An 18,446-nucleotide genomic window follows, 5' to 3' on the forward strand; every position below is an offset into this window, starting at 1 on the left:
ATCAGGTGCGGATGTGCGCCCACCACAACCGCGCTTTCATTCCCCAGTAAGAAGTCCAGCCGGTGGTGGTGGCAATCACCTGCCCTTTATCAATGATAACGAACGTCGGGGTGACGCCAATATCCCATTGTCCTGACAAGTCGCCGCGGGCATCGTTAACCACCGGCATCTGAATGCCCTTTCCGTTCAGATAACGCGCCAGCGTGGCGTTATCTCCTGAACGCAATGCCACGGTCAGGACGTTCTCCCCTTCTTCTGCCAGCCTGGAAACTGAAGGTGTGGTCATTTTGCAGACGCCGCACCACGTTGCCCAGAAGTAGACCAGCAGCGGGCGCTGCTGACTTTGTTCGCCGAGCGTCACGGACTGATTGCTGAGGGTCTGCAACGACTGGCTGCCAAAACTGGCCGGTGCCTGCGGCGCGCGCAGAAAATCCATTCCCAGCATCACCACCAAAATCAGCACGACGAAAATCGCCCCTTCGCGCGCCCAGCGTTTAAGCCTGATCATGTTTTACCTTCGCCAGTTGCTCCTTCACGACTTTCTGCAAATCCTCCCAGGAGATGGCACCCGCAATCAGCTGATCGCCAATGATCGTCGCAGGCGTTCCCTGAATGCCCAATACCTCGGCGATTTCCATATTGGTTTTCAGTTCAAGATAACTGGCGGGCGTCACGCGAATAGGTTCGAGTCCCGCATATTTCACCGCCTCGAGCGCACTGGCTTCATCATGCTGCCCTTTTTTAGACATCAGCCGCTGATGTACCACCAGAAACTTTTCCGGATGCTGCTCCCAGACCGTCATCGCCGCGCGACCGGCAATAATGGAACTCGCGCCGCGGAAAGGCAGCAGTTTAATCACCACTTTAATATCAGGATTTTCTTTCGCGACCATTTCCAGCATCGGATCAAACTGCTTGCAGTAAGGACAGTTGTAATCGGTGAAGGACACAATGGTCAGGCGGGGATTTTTCGCGCCAAACCACGGCGAGGCCGGGTTATTGAACAGCGTATCCTCCGGCGTCATCGCCAGAACCACCGGAGAAATCACCATCATCATAATCAACATTAACGTTTTCATTATCGGGCTCCACGGGCATCTTCCAGCCCCTGTAATACGGCATCACGCGTCAGCAACGGCGATAAGATTTCACCGGCAGGCATGTGCGGACCATAAATTTGATTAAACGGCACGGCGACGCTGCCGCGTTTTTGCAGGAAGTCATTGATCGGTTTTGACGGCAACGTCCAGTCGCCGCGCAGGGCAACAACGTCGTTTTCCGTCAGGGCTTTCTGCACATCGTCGCGCATCAGTACGTTGTATTTGTTGGCTTTACAGGTCACACACCAGTCAGCGGTCACATCCACAAAGACCACTTTTTTTGCAGCCAGCGCGCTCTGAATCGCCTCTTCGGACAAGGGTTGCCAGGCAATATCATCGCGCAGTGGCTTCCCGCCTGTGCCGGAAAACTGCGAGGCCATGACGATTACGGCACCTGCCAGAAGCGCGCCCGCACCGGTGGTTAACGCCGAATTACGCAAGCCATAGCGGCGCAGGGAGAAGGCGAACAGCATCATCAGCAAAGCACCCCCCAGCACGGCGACCATCAGCGCAGAGAAATGGTGTTGCATCAGGCTGAGCAACCAGAGACAGGCCGACAGCATCAGCACGCCGAGGAAAAGCCGCAGCCGCAACATCCAGCGACCGGGCCGCGGCAGACACATCGCCAGCCCCGGCCACAGGGCAATCATCAGCCACGGCAGACTCATGCCGATGCCCAGCATCAGGAACAGTCCCCACAGAACCGGCAGCGGTGCGGCCAGCGCAAACGCCACCGCCGTGCCGAGAAACGGCGCGGAACAGGGCGTCGCCAGCAGCGTGGCAAAAGCGCCTTCACCGAAGTGTCCGCTGAGACCGGAACGCTGATGCGTCGCCAGGCGTGTCGTCATCTTTGAGGGCAGATTAATTTCAAACAGCCCCAGCAGATTGGCGGTAAATACGGCCGTGACCAGCACCATCAGCCCGATAAACCACGGGCTCTGAAACTGGATGCCCCAGCCCAGCGTCTGATTGCTGTAACGGAGGAGCGTCATCAGCAATGCCAGTGCCAGAAACGAGGTGATGATCCCACCCGATGACGCCAGAAACTGTACGCGAATGCTTTTCCGGTTGCGCTGTTCCACCTGCAAAATACTGCCGAGTTTCATGCCCAGCACCGGCAGAACGCAGGGCATAAGATTGAGGATGAAACCCCCGGCCAGTGCCATCAGCGCCACCTGCCAGAGTGCGACCGCGCCCGGCGCGCCGGCCGGAAGCGGGTTCACTTTCAGGTGAATTTGCTGCGCCAGACCGTTGTCCGACAACACGATACTCAGCGTTTTGCCCGTGATATCCGCCGCCTTATCGCCCCATTCGTCGGTCACAGGCAACGTGAACCGCGCCAGTTGGCCGTCCACTTTCACCCCGGGTTTACCCAGAGAACTGCCTTCCAGCGTATCGGTAAAGACCTCCGGATTTTGCCAGCCCTGCTCGCGGTGAGCGGTGATCTGCAATACGCCGGGGCGATATCCCGCCGTGACGCTGTCCGCCAGACCTTCAGCAATTGGCACCTTACCCATCGCGGCGGCGAACTGACGCGCAAAATCCGCGTTATCCCCGGACGAACGGAGATCCAGACTAAAAGGGTAGTCGGTGAGAATGCACACGTTGCTGCACACCGGCAGTGTCAGCGTTCCGGCAATTGTACCCGGCACTTCACCGCTGAGGGTGACGGGCAGCGTGACTTCATCGTGATAGCCCTGGGTGGTGATGCCCGCGACATCAAAACGTGCGGGCGTCGGCCAGAACCATGTGGCCTGTTGCGGCGTGACCGGTTTTTGCCATTCGACTGACGGTGAAATGCCGCCCTCGCCCGGCGATCGCCAGTAGGTTTTCCAGCCCTTTTCGAGACTGACAGAGACCAACATCCGGGTTTCTTTTTCAGAAAGAGGGGCTGGTTGCGCCTGTAAGCGCACTTTCGCGTGGCTATTTTGCGGGCTTTCCAGCCAGCCGGTGTCGGCAGCATATCCGGTATGCAGCCAGAGCATCAGTAAGCAGCCCGCGGCCACCCTGAATAAATTTCGCATCGATTTTCTCCAAAAATAAAAAGTCACATCCTGATGAAAAACAGGCGTATTTTTATTCCCGGAAGACACAGAGCCGCAAATGCACCCGCAGGCGCGGCACAGGGACAGCCTCCGGCGCAAGCAGACGGATAGCCGCCATATTGCCGCGTGACAAAAAGGCCAGCAGCAGACTCAGCGCCAGAAACGCAAATTCTAAGAGGAGAGGAGGAACGGAAAGCAGCGATTTGCTGCTGAGCTCGCAGGGAGCGGGAATTTTAGCGATTTCAGAGGTCGTGGATGACGCCTGCGCCGTCGCCGTTTCCTGATGAAGGATACCTGACAACACATTCAGCCCGGCGATGCGCTGTGTCATGCACGTCAGTATGACCAGGCAGGCCAGGCAAAAATAGAGCAGCGCTAAACGCCGTTGTTTATTCACATTTTCCTCGCAAGCAGGCCGCCATTCTAACGGCCACTCAGACATTCACAAGATGTATGAATCATGAATTACAAGAATTTACGCTCAATAATTTGCACAGAGTGACTCGCGTAGCCATCACGCACGCGCCACCGGCACATCGCTCAGGCGAGTGGTCCATGCGGGGGATAACATCTCGCGCTTCATCTGCCAGTCGCGCGAGATCCCCTGCCCGGCGAACCACAGTGTCCCTTTTCCTTTGTCATTGATTTCATCAAAAAGCATCATCAGCGCATCGCTGTTGGCACGCGGCGCGCGCTCATCAAATAAGTGCAACTGGGACACGCCCTGACTGAAAAAATCCCCCAACATCACACCCGCTTTCTGATACCGATGCCCTTCTTTCCAGACATCATCCAAACACTTTGTTGCGGCGAAGATAATGTCGCGGGTGTCCTGAGTGGGTGTAATCAGCCGGGTACTCGCCAGATTTCCATAGTAAATCTCACCTTCCGCGAACGGGCTGGTTTTGACAAATACGGAAATCTGCCGGCAAAACTGATGCTCTCCGCGCAGCTTTTCAGAAGCCCGCGTGGCGTAATAACAGATGGCTTCACGCATCACCTGATACGTCGTAACTCGCATACTAAAAGAACGCGAGCAAACAATTTCTTGGTTGGCTGGCGCAAATTCATCGAAACCCAGGCAAGGCTCGCCACGCAGTTCCCGCACGGTACGTTCCATCACCACATTAAAATTCTTTCGGATAAACCACAGGTCGCATTCGGCAAGCTGGAGCGCCGATTTAATCCCGGCGTCGTTGAGTTTTTTCGATATCCGCCGTCCGACGCCCCAGACCTCTTCGACCGGTACATATGACATCAGTTTTTTCTGGCGAATCGGGTCAGAGAGATCGATAACTCCCTGACTTTTTGTCCATTTCTTTGCTGCGTAATTAGCCAGTTTGGCCAGCGTTTTCGTCGGCGCAATGCCGACGCCAATGGTAAGCCGGGTGTTTCGCTTCACCGTGTTTCTGATTTCTCTGCCGAAACTTTCTAAATCGAGATCTCCCGGCAACCAGCTGAAATCGAGAAAGGCCTCATCGATGCTGTATATTTCGATTTTCGGACATAATTCTCCCAGCGTCTCCATCACTCTCTGGCTCATGTCGCCGTAAAGTTCGTAATTGCTGCTGAACACCACCACGTTGTGCTGCTGAAAAAGCGCCCTTTGTTTGAAATACGGCGCGCCCATTTTGATTTTGAGCTTCTTCGCTTCCGCCGAAAGCGCGATCACGCAGCCGTCATTATTGGACAATACAACGACCGGTTTTCCTTGCAGGTCAGGGCGCCAGGCGACTTCGCAACTGGCGTAAAACGAGTTCACATCAGCGAGTGCGTACATTGCGATGCATCGTGCTGATAACGGTGGTGACAACGCCGACAATCTCAACCTGCCGGTCTTCATTCAGCGGAATAGGTGAGTAAGCCGGGTTTTCAGCCCGCAGATGAGGATACGGATGGAGCATAAGCCGTTTCACCGTAAACTCACCGTCAAGACTGGCGACAACGATATCGTTGTGAGCCGGTTTCAGGCTGAAATCGACCAGCAACATTGAGCCATCGATAATCGCCGCGTCCCGCATGGAATCGCCGGAGACTTTAAGCACATAGGTAGAAGAAGGATGCGCAATCAGGTGCGCCACCAGGTCGATACCTTTATCCACATAGTCCGCCGCCGGGCTGGGGAAACCCGCGGCAATAGGGTTTAAATACAACGGGATATCCGTTTTTTGCTGCCGTGCGGCGATTTTGTAAAGCATCATGAGTGGTTTCCCGTAATTATACTGTTTTTATATACAGTATAATTAAAGGAACACTTAAATCAATGCCTGCAGAGGCGATAACGATGCCCTTACAATGCGTAAAGAATGATCACGTTGATCTAACAGGAAAGAAATTTCCTTTTCTTTATCCCTGCCTTCCAATGGGCCCCGTGGCATGAACCGTTTTGCCGGAATACAGACAAAAAAACGATGATGCGCCAATAATGATCGGGCATCATCTCTCGCAAACTTAAGCAGTTAAAATCGCTCAACGACGATAAGTTCCCACGCAGGAAAATTTATATCGCCGGAAATAGTCCAAACATCATTGAATGTCAACACCCACTGTAACTTGCCCGGAGAATGTACCTTCTTGCGGGTTATTCCCTGTGGTATTAAAGGGATAAAGTTTGATTGAACTGGTGCCCCGCTGATTTAGGTAGTCAAAACTGACCGGCGTTTCTCCACGATTTACGCCTATTGTGTTGCCAGCACTGTCTGTGATCCTAACTGCAATATCTGCATTACTTGTTTTTAAAGCCGTGCTATCAGAGGCTATGCCTGTGCCATTAAACTCCAATGAAACCAAAACACCATTTGAAATATTGGAACACTGCAAAGTGAAATCAACTTTTCGATCTAAGAAACCCACAGGTTTGGCACCTTTAGTATGAAAACTATTTGGGTAAAGGTTACCAAAATCGACATTAATAACTTGCCCTGCATTTATTTCACATGATTGCGGAACAGTTACTGTTCCTGACATACTGACAGTTGCAATAGGACTACCATTAAAAGTACTCCGGTCCGGCCTCATATATAATCTTGCAATTGTTGTCTGTTTAATAATATGTTTACCCACAAATGGCCGACTAAAATAGAGCGACACCTGACCCGTTCCTCCCGTAGCTAAATCTATTATTGTTGAGGGGGTATTGTTGTGAGTTACATGATTTTCTATGTCCGTAAAGGGCACACTATACAATTTGAAGCCGCCCGTATTGGCATCATAGACATCAATTCTTGCAGCATAATCCAGATTAGCATCCAGATAATACCATACCCCACCACTACCACTGTGACCTTGACGATTACCACCACTATCCGCGCTGAAATAATAAGTCGCACCGGTGGTTTCATCGGTCCAATCGCAGATAGCCTGATAATTTCCGCTTACAAGCCACGTGTAAGCACTTGGGAATACCAAACCGGCTTGGTTTTGAAGAGGATCGGTCAGTGTCGTATCATAATTAAAGTGAAAATCCGTTGGTACACCATTAATATTTTGACAATTCCCTGGCCCTTTAGCCAGAGACAAAGGACTGTATGTAAAAAATAATAAAAGCATACCGATAATAAAATTATTACTTAACCAGTTTTCTTTTCGAGTACAAAACAAAGAGGTCATTATCATTTTTAAACCCATAATTAATTTAATGTTATACGCTAAATTTTCGCACTAAAAGCCTGAGTAGATGCACCATAGTCATTAATTACCTTCCAAACTAAATCACCGTGAGCATCATTTTTATTAAGCGTCACACTGTAATCAGAACGGGGTGGAACCATTGATAGACCAGGTATTTTTACATTGTGTAAGGTCACAGAATAAAACGTCATGTAATAAGCTGTCGGATTAATGACGGTTAATTTATTCCCAACAAGATTCCATTGTAAATTTTTTGCTTCATCCTCTGGCATCTCTTTTAATTTCTTGGGCCGGAACAGGATTTTTATCCGCGTTTTAACGGCAACCTGGATAGAGCTGCCCTCTTCGGTCGTCAAAGGAATGGCTTTCACGTTAAGCCAGAAAAGAGATTCCTTATCTGGCGGCAAGCCGACACCATGATAAATCACTCTCAAGGTCCTTTGGCTGCTTGCCTTGATTTTAAATAATGGCGGCGTAATAATAAAATCAGGTTTAGCCCCCCCCCCAGAATCGGGCCACGACTGAATAAGATAGTCTTGCGAATCATTATTCAAAACGTCGATTGAGTTTGCTTTTTTATTTTCATCATAAACTAAACGCGTCCCCCCCAAAGTGATACCCGCTTTTGCCACAAGGGGCGCAAACAGCATCATAAAATAAAAAACAAACAATACTATTATTTTATTGACACTTTTGGCTGACATGTGATTGTTTTTTATTTGTTTAAAAAAACAAACCAACTCTGGAGGATTTTTCATATATTCAGTCTGTAGGATTTATTTTATGGATTATATCAGCAACTCGAATTTTAGAACTTTATTTTTTTGCAGGTCAGCAGTAAGGGGGACTATATATTAATAATAAATCATTGTTTTCCATGGGAAATTCCTCGAGTTAAAGAAATTTTAATTATACATTTAATTAACTAATGCCACTGGCATTTGAACTACTGAATGCATGATATCTAAGATTAATTATCCCTACCAATGAATAAAGGCAGTATCAGAGATACTGCCTTTATTCATTGGTAGGCGAATGATACTTCTATTGTTCCTGACACACTTCCTGATGTTGCATTCCCTTCAGGCGTAACCATTCGGCTTTTAAGTGGTAATATCGCATTATGCAATGCATCAACCTTTATTTCCCGGGTAGATTCGTTACTGATTGCACCCCCTTGTACATCGGCAACTTCAATCGCTACCTGGGTACTCCCCCCTGAATTAGAAAAGAGATTTTCCCTCGTAGGGTAAGGTTCCCCTTTAAAATCAACCACCACTTTTGTCGTTTGTTGCGGGCAACTGTTTAATTCTAAGGAAAAACTTACCCACTGAGTCGCATCCCCGGGGTTGCGAAGCTGATTCGTAAAAAACCGTCCCAGCGCAACTTTTCCGTCAATCGTACTGTTATTAACAATACAGGGCGACGCTACAATATTTGCTGAAATATTCAGGGATGCATCACTCAAAGCATAAACAGGAGAGGTAGAAGCTGAGAGTAAAGACAAACAAAGCGAAACTATATATTTATTAGCCATTTAAACCTCTCATCTACTACCTGTCAGCTGAAGGTAAAAGTGACTTCAACAGGCGCGGTAACAGCACCTAAGGTTGCCGAACCTTTAGTGCTGTACATTCGGGCTTTTACCGTAAAGGAAGCGTTGCCATTATCAACAGTGACGTCACCGTATTTAGCACCGTTCTTTAGGAACGTCGTGCCGTCCGTTTTGGCTAATTGTACGCTGACGTTTTTTGCACCCGTCGTCGTTGCATTGATATAACCATTAGTATCGTCAGCGTCTGCGGTTCCAGAGAACGTTGCATTAACTTTTGTCGTAATACTAGGACACCCGGTAAGATTCAAGGTGTAGTTAGACGACCACGATGAAGCTGATTTAGCAGCTGTCAGCGTGCTTGCCTGAACCTCGCCCAGAGGAATTGATACAGATTTCGAATCTGCAGATATCGTGCAGGTTGGGGAAATAATAGTTGCAGTAAATTTTATTGTCGAATCAGCAGCCATTGCCGTTGATGCCAGTGTTCCGCAGATAGCGATGGATGCCAGTCTGAGAGAAATATACTTGTTCATATCATTACGTTTTTTCATTTTTTTCCACTTTTGTTTTACAGGATAAATATTAATTCTTATCTATTTTTAATGCGCTGTGCATTTTTCTTTAAGCATATAAATTTCAGTTTCTGATTCTTTATCAGGTGAGACCTTATAATGTATAAAACAAGATTGGTCATCCCCTTTGCCCCACTGGGCTTTTAATACTCCCTCTTGCGGTAAGCCGCTCAAATAAGCTTCCCCCGCTTCGCCAACAATACCTGAATTGACATCACCTTCCGTTCCTGAAAGCAAAATAATGGCTCCAAACGGAAGTGGGTGCCCATTATCCCTACTAATTGTCATCATCACACGAAAACCAATGTGCGTAACGAAACCGGCTTTCACAACAGCACCGCGAGTTGGAATAACATCTTTGGCGCTTTCTTCAATTTCGACATTTGCATTTAGGCTTGTTGCATCAAGAGAAATAGTATTTCGCCTGTAAGGGGTCACATAAGGAAGAACCGCGAACCCTTTATCATTAGTACTAACACCACTGTTATTAATTATTTTTGTCCCACCCGCACCTGGCGCTGAGACCAAAACAACCGTTTCACCGAGAGGTTGAGAGAAAGTAATACCTTCGCTGTGTGCAACAACCCCGCCTTTCAGGCCATAATTGACGCGATTCGAGTTGGGACTATAACTATATCCGATATTGGAATTACCATATCTCCCCTGATAGGATAAATTTGAACTTCCTGAGTTTCCCTGCCCTTGAGTCCCATAACTTTGAGAAACGCTGTAGTTGAGATTATTATCATCAAGTAAAGTCCCACTTATTCCGGCCTGCTGGTTGACTTGCCCTCTGCTATTGTGGGTAACATTATAAGTAGCCCAGGATGAGCGCAACCAGCGATCCAACGGCAAAGAAACATTCAGAGAAATCTGCTTATCACTGTCTTGCCCTGTAATATAGCTATTACTAAAAGCTATATTATAGGAAATACCTTGCCAATTATTGCTATAACCCCATTGTAACGTTTGTTCTTTGGCGTTATCGCCCCAATAATCCTGAATGCTTGCAGAAAAATAAAAGGAACCGAATGTTTCAGGAAGTGACTGGTTCACCGATCCTTCAATTTTGCTACGTTTATGTGTGCGAATGTCGAAATCATCATCGCTATTATTGTCATCATTCAGCTCGACGGACTCCTGAAGGGTATAAAATCCCTTTGTTGAATAACGATACCCAAGCAAGCGGAAATCAGTCCCGCTATCTGCAAAAGACTTGGCATAAAGAAAGCAGAAAGACTGGCCGGTAGACGATGCGGAGTCGGGAAGCAACGTTTTGGCTTCTGTAACATCAACCGAAATCGCACCAATATCCCCGAGGTTTTTACCGACACCCAAGGCTAATGCGTTATATTTTTCGCTAGCCTGATAACCACTATATAAGGTTAAACCTTTCGAAAAACCATGAATTAAGGTGAATTGCCCAAAAATGGGATTATCACCACCATAGCCGTTTCTATATTGCCCCGCCGTCAGGCTGTACTTAGTACGCCCTTCGCGCTGGAGTACAGGAACCGAAGCATAAGGCTGTATAAAGGTTTGTTGGCTACCATCATCTTCTTTAATGACGACCGTTAAGTCTCCGCTGTTGCCACTCGGGTAGAGATCGGTAATTTCAAATGCGCCCGGTGAAACATAGCTCTGATAAATCACATAACCGTTCTGGCTAACACTGACCTGGGCATTCGTTTTGGCAATACCCCGGACCACGGGCGCAAAACCCTGAAGACTATCGGGTAACATTTCATCATCTGATGCTAATTGCACGCCACGAAACTGCTCACCATCGAAAACGTCCGAAGTTGAGTAGCTATCGCCAATAACGAATTGAGATTTCAAAGACACAATACTTCGTTGCAAATAGTTATTAATATTTTGCCATTTTCTTTGTTCACCGGTCTTGCTTAACGCGGAAGTGTTGCGCGCGCGCCATGCACCGAAATTAAATCCAGAACGTAAATTGAGATAGTAGGTATTATCATTACTGCCAGAGGAAGAACCCTCCCCTCTGTTTTTATCATTCGCTGCGGAAAAATCATAATCCAGCATTAAAGCCGAAATACCTTCATCCCAGAGTTTCGGATCGACATAGCCACGGGCGCTGTAAGACAACATTGCCTGAGGAATACTGAGTGTCAGTCTTTGCTGACCAAAATCAAACTCAGACTTCGCAGAAGGTATTGTCTGTAAAACCAGATCACAAGTATCTTTACTCTTTTCAGGTGGATCTGCGGGTGACTCTGAGTCTGCACTCTCTTTATCTTTTGCAGTCTCTTCTGATTTATCTTTGAAATTAACACCGTAAGCTTCCAGCTCTTCTTTTGAAAAACAAGGTATTAATGTATCTTCGCTATTTTTAACTCCATCGACTTTTGGCGAAGTAACAAAATTGACATACCTGTGATCAATACGCTCATCATTTAGATAAATATCTACCAGATATCGACCAGGCAGCTGCCCACCATTACCGGAAGAAAATGCAGACAGATCAGCAACACCATCACTTCCATTGATGTTTTCAAGAAATGCTGGATTAAACCCTGGATCGGCCATGCAAGAACCTGATATAAATAGAAATGCGAAAGCATTTAATGTAAAATATCTAATTCCTTTTTTAACTAAAAAACCATAACTTAAAACAGGAATTTTAGTAGATATTTTCAATGCAGCCATCATTTATCTCTATGATATTATAATTAATAAATATTAATTTAGTTTAACTAAACACAAGCAACAAGAATAAATGATGAATTTTGATTCTCATTGCATAATGCGGTACTTAATTAATGCTTGCTGTAATAGGTTTTGTTATACCACCGAAATCTGTAATGGTAGTAAATACTATATCCTTACTATTCTCTGTCCCGAATGGAACTTCATACTTAACTTCTTGTTTAGGTAAAATCATATTCACATCTGCAATGTCTTTGCCGGCAATAGTGACTGTGTTTAACGTTACCGCATACTCAGACGAGTTTTTTACGATAAGTTCTTTACCCTTATGAGACCACTGTAAAGATGCAGGCGCATCTTCAACTTTGCCTTGAAGCGTTGTTGGACGATAGAAAAGCTTAATTTTTGTTTTAATGGCTAATTGCAGAACATTACTTGATGTACCGTCAGCAGGGGCGGGTGGGATCGATTTAACATTAATCCAGTAAACAGACTCTCTGTCTGCAGGGACGTCGCCTGGCGTTTTAATAATGCGCAGCATATTCTCTTTACCCGCATCTAAGCGAAAGAGGGGCGGCGTAATGGTGAACGGTACTTTTTTATTACCATTCTGGTCATCAACCCAGGATTGGATCAGGAAATATTGCCCCTCTGTTTTGTTGGTAACAGTCAATGCTGCTTCTTTATTTTTAGCGTCAAAAACAACACGTGTTGTTCCTAATACCACCCCCCCCGCAGCGAATGCGGTCTGTGATGCAAAAGCAAGTAACAGTGCACTTAAAATAAATTTACATTTCATTTTTTGGTTCTCATTTTTCGGCATCAACAGTATGTCGATGCCGAATTTTACAGGTTATTTATAGGCGAGCTGGAAATCGGCCTGAGCACTGGCATGCCCCGGTGTCACAGTGGCTAATGTGGAAACATAGCGTGCTTTGAAATATAACGTGTTCTGACCGTCTTTCAGAGCATAGCTAGGACTTGCAATATTCATTGGAATAACAGCAGCAGTGCCCGCATCGCTAATCTCAATGCCAACACCTTTAGCTGCGCCTGACTGATTACCAATACCTAACAAATCTTTATTATCAGTATCACTGCTTCCTCTGAAGGTGATATCAGCGTTCTTCAGTGTTGTAGTAGAACACTCCTCTAAATTAATTTTAAAATCTTTATAAGCAGATGTATCTTTCACTGCCTTAAAGTTTGATGACTTTACCTGACCAAGATTAACATTTTGGTTTTGTGTGTCTGCTGATACAACGCAAGGAGCATCAACAATATCACCGGTGAAATTAACGGTTCCATCGCTGGCATTTGCTGCAGAACAGAAAAGACCCGCTGTAACGACCATGAAAAGTGCTGATTTTACTAAGTTCATTTATATTTCCTTTATTTACTACCCATTTTATTGGGTGCGTGTTGGTACATTCCATTTTGCCAATCACTGGCATGATTCGATTTCGATTTATTAAATACAAAAAATGAATTGATAATGATTAACATCATATTAGCAACGGGTAACAACAAGATTTTACAACTATTAGTTCTAGTTTATTACCTACTACTAAATCTAGAACTGCTAGTGCTGATTCATTTCCCTGACATATTTGCATTCGACGTGAACTATCATAATCAAATAATTTTTTTTGTCCTCAGATTTTTCCGCTGAGTTTTTATTGCTCCATCCAACCCCCCACATAAACACCTGAATACAAAGAGGTAATAGTTAAATTATAAAAACCTGAATGAATAATTAAGCACATCAATTCACCTATTAATGTTAGTATTCCGTTGTGAAAATCATTAAGCGCAATATCCAATTCCAGGCTCGATTACCTATTCGTGATGAGCCGGAAAAGTAACTCGACAATCTCGACATTGGGATTTGTTAACGGGTTACGGGTTATTCCTCGCTGTTTTAAAAGTATAATTTATCTTTTCGTATAAATAGGAAATGAACGTAATGGCTATAAAACCTCTGAGCCTTGTGCTTTCAACAATGCTTTTGTTATCCATGCAGCATGCAATGGCTGCCGATTCGACGATCAATATTACAGGTACTGTGATTGCCTCTCCTTGTACCGTCGTCGCGGTAAAAGATGTTGATCTTGGAACGACTATCGATGCCAGTAAACTTGCCACGGCGGGTACAGCATCTAACTTCATATCATTTAATCTCGATATGACTAACTGCCCAGCCTCAACCACTAAGGCTACTGCGACCTTCACCGGCCCGGTATCCCATGTAGATTATTATGCGAATGCCACCGGCAGTGCCAAACACGCGATTGTTGAATTGGTCAGTAATTATTCCTCAACAAATATGGGGAATGGTAAGATTTTTTCGACGGCGATTGACGCAGGAACCCACGCGGGCACATTTGGGCTAAAAGCTCGCATACGTAACGATGGGGATGGTTCTGCCGTAACGCCGGGTACAGTGATTACGCCTGTCGAAGTCACCATTGCCTGGGCATAAAAATATGCTTCACCCTCGTCATTTGATATCTGAATAATCAAATCATCAGGGACTGAATATTTCTATAGAGATGTCTACATTCTTTAATCTAGACATCTTAGCCTGACTCTGGACTACATATGATCCCGTCATAATCAGGGATCACCCCATTGCACTCCTCCATTGCATTATCTGTTTTCGTTCCCAGCGCTTACTGTTCAGAGCAAACTGAAATACCCGATGGGCGTTAAAGGGCGAGCGGATTTAGGTTTTAACCGGCCGCCGCCCGTTTCAGATTGTCGGCGCGGACAAAATCGATAAACGCCTGCAAAGGCGCGGGGATCAGGCGACGATCGTTGTAATAAAGATAAGGGCCTGAAAACGACAGCCACCACGGTTGCAAGATGGCTTCCAGCTTACCCCAGGTCATCGCGGGTTCCAGCCAGTCTTCGAAGAGATAGATGATCCCCGCACCCGCGATGGCGGCTTCCACGGCCAGATCCACCGCACCGCCGACACTGACCACCAGCGGGCCGCTTACCTGCACGCTGAGGTTTACGCCGTCGCGCTCAAATTCCCAATCTGGCATGCTGCCGCTGGCATAACGGCCACGCAGACAGCGATGCTCAATCAAATCCCGCGGGTGTTCCGGCCTGCCCTGCGCGTCGAGATACGCTGTGGACGCCGCCGCCGCGTAACGCTGACGGCGCGGTCCGATAGGAAGCGCCACCATATCCTGCTCAAGACGTTCGTCGTAACGAATACCGGCGTCGCAGCCGTCGCGAAACACGTACTGCACATTACTTTCCGCAATGATTTCCAGCTGAATATCCGGATAACGTCGGAGGAATTCCGGCACCAGCGCAGGCAAAATCAGCCGCGTGGCGCTGACCGGAACGTTCAGTCGCAGCGTGCCGCCGGGCGTATTGCGATAACGGTTAAGCGTGTCAAGCGCGGCATTTACCTCATTCATGGCGGGCTGCAAACGTTCGATCAGTGCCCTGCCCGCTTCGGTCAGCACCACGGTGCGGGTCGTCCGGTGAAAAAGCCGGATGCCAAGCTGCTGTTCGGCGCGGCGCACCGCATCACTGAGCCGGGAGGCATTGCTGCCGGTGACGCGCGCGGCCTCACGGAATCCACCGGCTTTCGCCACTTCAACCACTGCGTGCAGCAGGGCAATATCCATCGACATTGTGCGTAACCTCGTACAGTTTGTCCGGATTTTACCGGATAGTTGCACAGCCAGCGCCCCGCTACAATCAGTGAACATTCACAGAGGAGAATTCCATGTCACAGCCTTCAATGACTTATCACCTGGGCAATCGCGAAGTAGGACGCTTAGGTTACGGCGCCATGCAACTGGCGGGGCCGGGCGTTTTTGGGCCGGTGAAAAATGAAGCGCGGGGTATCCAGGTATTGTGTGACGCCATCGCCAGCGGTGTGAATCATATCGATACCAGCGATTTTTACGGCCCGCATGAAACCAACCGGCTGATCAAAAAAGCGCTGCATCCGTATCCTGACAATCTGTGCATTGTGACCAAAGTCGGCGCGCGCCGTGATGAAAAAGGCGGCTGGTTAATGGCTTTCAGTCCGCAGGAACTGACGCAGGCGGTGGAAGATAACCTGCGCAATCTGGGACTGGAAACGATAGACGTGGTGAATCTGCGCAGCATGCTCGACACTCATCAGCCGAAGGAAGGCTCGTTGGAGCCGCAACTGGAAGCCCTGATGAGGTTGAAAGAACGCGGATTGATCCGCCATATCGGCCTGAGTAATGTCACGGCCAGTCAGGTCGCTGACGCACAGAAACTGACGGCCATTGCCTGCGTTCAGAACATGTATAACCTGGCGAACCGGCACGATGATGCGCTGGTCGATACCCTTGCGGAACAGGGCATTGCGTATGTCCCTTTTTTCCCGCTGGGCGGTTTTTCGCCGTTGCAGTCCACGTCGCTTGATGAGGTGGCCGCGACATTGCAGGCCACACCGATGCAGGTCGCGCTGGCGTGGCTGCTCAAACGCTCACCGAATATTTTGCTGATCCCCGGCACGTCGTCGCCTGAGCATTTACAGGAAAATCTGGCAAGCGGGAAGCTGCAATTATCCGAAGAAGTGATGGCGAAACTGAACGGGATATAAGTTCAGCCTTTCATTAGTGGCTGAAATAGCGTCTGACCGCGGGTAATATCTAAAAACCATATCTCAGCCACGCAAAAAGCACGTTGCCGTTATTGTAAGTTCCGGGGATGTAGGTGAACTGCAAATTGACGTTTTTATATCCCGCAGAAAAGAGTGGGAATAAGAATGGCAGCGGCACGTAATTAGCGAAATCCTGACGGGCGGTAATTCCGCCCGCTAATCCCAGCCCAAGACGGACATCCTTACTTTGCGTGAAATACCATCCCTTTTCCCACCCGTAACCGGCGGCTGGTTGCCACTCGCGGTGGGAATCCTGAAATACCATCGCAAAGAGGCCACTCCAGTTGCCCTGTTCTGTATAACGGGAAACACCAATCCCGCCGCCCCACGGCATTTCATTATAGTGATCTGTTTTATGCTTATCGTACGTCAACCGGTTATGCCAGCTCAGAAAAGGAAGATAAATATCGGTATATTGAGGTTCATTCCAGGTCAGGGAAACATCATCTTTAAAATCTTCCCATAAGCCCGACACTCCGCTTCTGTTGTCGCCCGTGGGGTTAGCCGCCAGTGCGGGCACCGCGCAGGCAATGCTTAACACCATCATGATTGAATTGAGTTTTTTCTGTATTATCATCCGTCCACCAGAGTTTGCTGAGAGCACTATTTCAGTCAATGATAGCTCATCCTCCAGCAGGGACTTTTATTGCTCGTCAATAAAATCAATAAGGTCAGAGGTGTTTTTTTAACATCTGTAGCCTTCAGGTGTGTCCTCTCATTTCGTTAAATCACCTTTATCTGGCCGCGTGATCTATCATCAATAGGTAAGCTGCGATTTGCCCGGTTTACTCTGCGTCCAGTCATGAGTCCGCTGTTCTGAAAAACGTTCAACTGAGGTGCTTAACTATGAAAAGAGCTTTAGTGGTGGGTTATATGTCGTTCGTTTCAATTGCATTGGTCGCAGCGCTGATTATTGGTGCCCGCAACTAAGTGCGGTTTTCTTCATCAGGGCCAGCAGGACGCTGACTGCGTCCGCCGTAAAATACATAAGCCATTCTGCGAATAACGTTATTTTGCAGAATGGCTTTTTTGTTGCCTTCCTCCCGCGCACGGGCTATGCCACTTCCACCGAGCCCTTCGGCAAAACGACCTGTTCATGCAAAACAGTCATCGCCTCTTTGTAAGACATGTCTTTGCGGAACAACCCTGCTGTGCCGAGAATAAAGAGGTCAATTTCCGCGCCGAGCGTTTTTACCACTTCGGGGGAAATGGCTCCGTTGATGGCGATGAGCGCATCGCTCTTATTTTCATTCAGCATGGCTCTGAGCCGGCGGACTTGCTGAACGAGCTTTCGATAAAAGGCTGGACAGTTCCTCGCCCAGACGGGAAAAGTCCACGCGCATCAGCGACGGGCAAAATTGCGTGCATTGTTGCGCCTCCTCAATGACGGTGAGCATCCAGCCACGCGTCGATAATCATCTTTGCAAGCTCAGAGCCGACAACGCGTGACCCAAAGGAAAGAATATTGGTATTGTTATGTTCGCGGGACAATTTCGCCGAATACGGCTCGCTGCACACCACTGCGTCTGCATTAAGCTGCCGGAAAACGTTTGGCCGACGCCGACATTAAAGATGTGGCAAAGCATGAATGACAATCCGGCCAGAAGGCAGTGCGGCACGTATAACAGCGGCGCGGCGAACAGGAACGAGAATTTAATCGACTCTGTGATACCCGTCAGAACGGCGGTCAGGGTGGCAGATAACAGTAAACCTAATACTCCCGGACAGGTCTCACAGAAGACTAAATTTACTGCCCCAAAATCAATCCGGTTACCGTCAGGATCGGCAAAAACAAACGCCCGGATGCCATAATCTTTGTCCTGTAATCCTTTGACAATTTTCGCGCCAAGGCTCTGACAAATGATCAATAACGCATTGGCATCATCGACAAGCAGATGTGCGACAGGGAAATGCGCGGCTTTATGCGCCGGCTGAAGTGTTAAATGCAACTCACTGTCACCGCGTTTCAAAATCATAAAACCGATTGGATCGCCATTTTCAAAAACCTTTTCGAATTTCAATCCGTCGATATAAAACGCCTGCGCGGTTTCCATGTTCCTCACCGGCAAAACAGTGGCAATACGACCAAATCTGACATTATGTTGCATAACCGACCTCATCATTAGAAAAGTCAGCAATTACATAGCGTCAGACGGTGCTAAAGCTAAGGTGCTTACGGTAGAAACCGGACGGTGCCAGAGGAACGGC

18 protein-coding genes and 2 pseudogenes are annotated in these 18,446 nt (G+C 47.7%); 2 read left to right on the plus strand and 18 right to left on the minus strand.

Annotation, left to right across the window (positions count from 1 at the left end; all coding sequences use genetic code 11):
• Position 1: 1 nt before the first annotated feature.
• From ACLBVC_RS05250 to ACLBVC_RS05310, 13 genes are all read right to left on the minus strand, one after another.
• Positions 2 to 508 carry a protein disulfide oxidoreductase gene (locus tag ACLBVC_RS05250; RefSeq protein ID WP_410148611.1) on the minus strand — a complete coding sequence of 169 codons (507 nt, stop codon included), beginning with the start codon at positions 506 to 508 and terminating at the stop codon, positions 2 to 4.
• Complete coding sequence (locus tag ACLBVC_RS05255; RefSeq protein WP_410148613.1) at positions 495 to 1,079, minus strand: DsbA family protein; 585 nt, start codon at positions 1,077 to 1,079, stop codon at positions 495 to 497. The genes ACLBVC_RS05250 and ACLBVC_RS05255 overlap by 14 nt, the downstream gene beginning before the upstream one ends.
• Entirely contained in the window at positions 1,079 to 3,124 is a 2,046-nt protein-coding gene (locus ACLBVC_RS05260) for a protein-disulfide reductase DsbD family protein (protein ID WP_410148615.1), read from the minus strand. The genes ACLBVC_RS05255 and ACLBVC_RS05260 overlap by 1 nt, the downstream gene beginning before the upstream one ends.
• 52 nt (positions 3,125 to 3,176) lie before the next feature.
• Complete coding sequence (locus ACLBVC_RS05265; RefSeq protein ID WP_410148616.1) at positions 3,177 to 3,542, minus strand: copper resistance protein; 366 nt, start codon at positions 3,540 to 3,542, stop codon at positions 3,177 to 3,179.
• Positions 3,543 to 3,659: 117 nt separating this feature from the next.
• Complete coding sequence (gene umuC, locus ACLBVC_RS05270; protein WP_410148618.1) at positions 3,660 to 4,925, minus strand: translesion error-prone DNA polymerase V subunit UmuC; 1,266 nt, start codon at positions 4,923 to 4,925, stop codon at positions 3,660 to 3,662.
• Positions 4,909 to 5,346, minus strand: coding sequence for a translesion error-prone DNA polymerase V autoproteolytic subunit (umuD, locus tag ACLBVC_RS05275; RefSeq protein WP_410148620.1), 438 nt, complete (start codon positions 5,344 to 5,346; stop codon positions 4,909 to 4,911). Before umuD ends, umuC begins: the two co-directional genes overlap by 17 nt.
• Before the next feature lie 325 nt (positions 5,347 to 5,671).
• The gene (locus ACLBVC_RS05280) at positions 5,672 to 6,760 is read right to left on the minus strand and encodes a fimbrial protein (RefSeq protein WP_410148622.1); all 1,089 of its coding nucleotides are present in this window, start codon (positions 6,758 to 6,760) and stop codon (positions 5,672 to 5,674) included.
• Positions 6,761 to 6,792: 32 nt separating this feature from the next.
• Positions 6,793 to 7,533, minus strand: coding sequence for a fimbrial biogenesis chaperone (locus tag ACLBVC_RS05285; RefSeq protein WP_410148624.1), 741 nt, complete (start codon positions 7,531 to 7,533; stop codon positions 6,793 to 6,795).
• A gap of 263 nt (positions 7,534 to 7,796) precedes the next feature.
• On the minus strand, positions 7,797 to 8,312 hold the full coding sequence (locus ACLBVC_RS05290; RefSeq protein ID WP_410148626.1) for a fimbrial protein: 516 nt from the start codon (positions 8,310 to 8,312) through the stop codon (positions 7,797 to 7,799).
• 23 nt (positions 8,313 to 8,335) lie between these two features.
• On the minus strand, positions 8,336 to 8,881 hold the full coding sequence (locus ACLBVC_RS05295) for a fimbrial protein (RefSeq protein ID WP_410148628.1): 546 nt from the start codon (positions 8,879 to 8,881) through the stop codon (positions 8,336 to 8,338).
• 48 nt (positions 8,882 to 8,929) lie between these two features.
• Complete coding sequence (locus tag ACLBVC_RS05300; protein ID WP_410148629.1) at positions 8,930 to 11,578, minus strand: fimbria/pilus outer membrane usher protein; 2,649 nt, start codon at positions 11,576 to 11,578, stop codon at positions 8,930 to 8,932.
• Positions 11,579 to 11,681: 103 nt separating this feature from the next.
• Positions 11,682 to 12,374, minus strand: coding sequence for a fimbrial biogenesis chaperone (locus ACLBVC_RS05305; protein ID WP_410148631.1), 693 nt, complete (start codon positions 12,372 to 12,374; stop codon positions 11,682 to 11,684).
• A 54-nt stretch (positions 12,375 to 12,428) separates the two neighbouring features.
• Positions 12,429 to 12,956, minus strand: a complete 528-nt coding sequence (locus ACLBVC_RS05310; RefSeq protein WP_410148633.1) for a fimbrial protein — start codon at positions 12,954 to 12,956, stop codon at positions 12,429 to 12,431.
• 585 nt (positions 12,957 to 13,541) lie between these two features.
• On the opposite strand from ACLBVC_RS05310, the gene ACLBVC_RS05315 reads away from it, so the two are divergent.
• Positions 13,542 to 14,057, plus strand: coding sequence for a fimbrial protein (locus ACLBVC_RS05315; protein ID WP_410148635.1), 516 nt, complete (start codon positions 13,542 to 13,544; stop codon positions 14,055 to 14,057).
• A gap of 250 nt (positions 14,058 to 14,307) precedes the next feature.
• Here the strand turns inward: ACLBVC_RS05315 and ACLBVC_RS05320 are convergent, their stop codons facing one another.
• Positions 14,308 to 15,228, minus strand: coding sequence for a LysR substrate-binding domain-containing protein (locus tag ACLBVC_RS05320; protein ID WP_410148636.1), 921 nt, complete (start codon positions 15,226 to 15,228; stop codon positions 14,308 to 14,310).
• Positions 15,229 to 15,323: 95 nt separating this feature from the next.
• On the opposite strand from ACLBVC_RS05320, the gene ACLBVC_RS05325 reads away from it, so the two are divergent.
• The gene (locus tag ACLBVC_RS05325; protein WP_410148638.1) at positions 15,324 to 16,178 is read left to right on the plus strand and encodes an aldo/keto reductase family oxidoreductase; all 855 of its coding nucleotides are present in this window, start codon (positions 15,324 to 15,326) and stop codon (positions 16,176 to 16,178) included.
• 49 nt (positions 16,179 to 16,227) lie between these two features.
• Here the strand turns inward: ACLBVC_RS05325 and pagP are convergent, their stop codons facing one another.
• The 4 genes and pseudogenes from pagP to ACLBVC_RS05345 form a co-directional block, all read right to left on the minus strand.
• The gene (gene pagP, locus ACLBVC_RS05330; protein ID WP_410148833.1) at positions 16,228 to 16,809 is read right to left on the minus strand and encodes a lipid IV(A) palmitoyltransferase PagP; all 582 of its coding nucleotides are present in this window, start codon (positions 16,807 to 16,809) and stop codon (positions 16,228 to 16,230) included.
• Positions 16,810 to 17,292: 483 nt separating this feature from the next.
• Entirely contained in the window at positions 17,293 to 17,496 is a 204-nt protein-coding gene (locus ACLBVC_RS05335) for a hypothetical protein (RefSeq protein ID WP_410148640.1), read from the minus strand.
• A gap of 122 nt (positions 17,497 to 17,618) precedes the next feature.
• A pseudogene (rpiB, locus tag ACLBVC_RS05340) lies at positions 17,619 to 17,762 on the minus strand (bifunctional allose-6-phosphate isomerase/ribose-5-phosphate isomerase RpiB); the annotation flags it as partial.
• Between the two features lie 245 nt (positions 17,763 to 18,007).
• Positions 18,008 to 18,361, minus strand: a pseudogene (locus ACLBVC_RS05345) (VOC family protein); the annotation flags it as partial.
• Between the last annotated feature and the right edge of the window lie 85 nt (positions 18,362 to 18,446).

The organism is Rahnella selenatireducens, assembly GCF_046449555.1.
Lineage (GTDB): Bacteria > Pseudomonadota > Gammaproteobacteria > Enterobacterales > Enterobacteriaceae > Rahnella > Rahnella selenatireducens.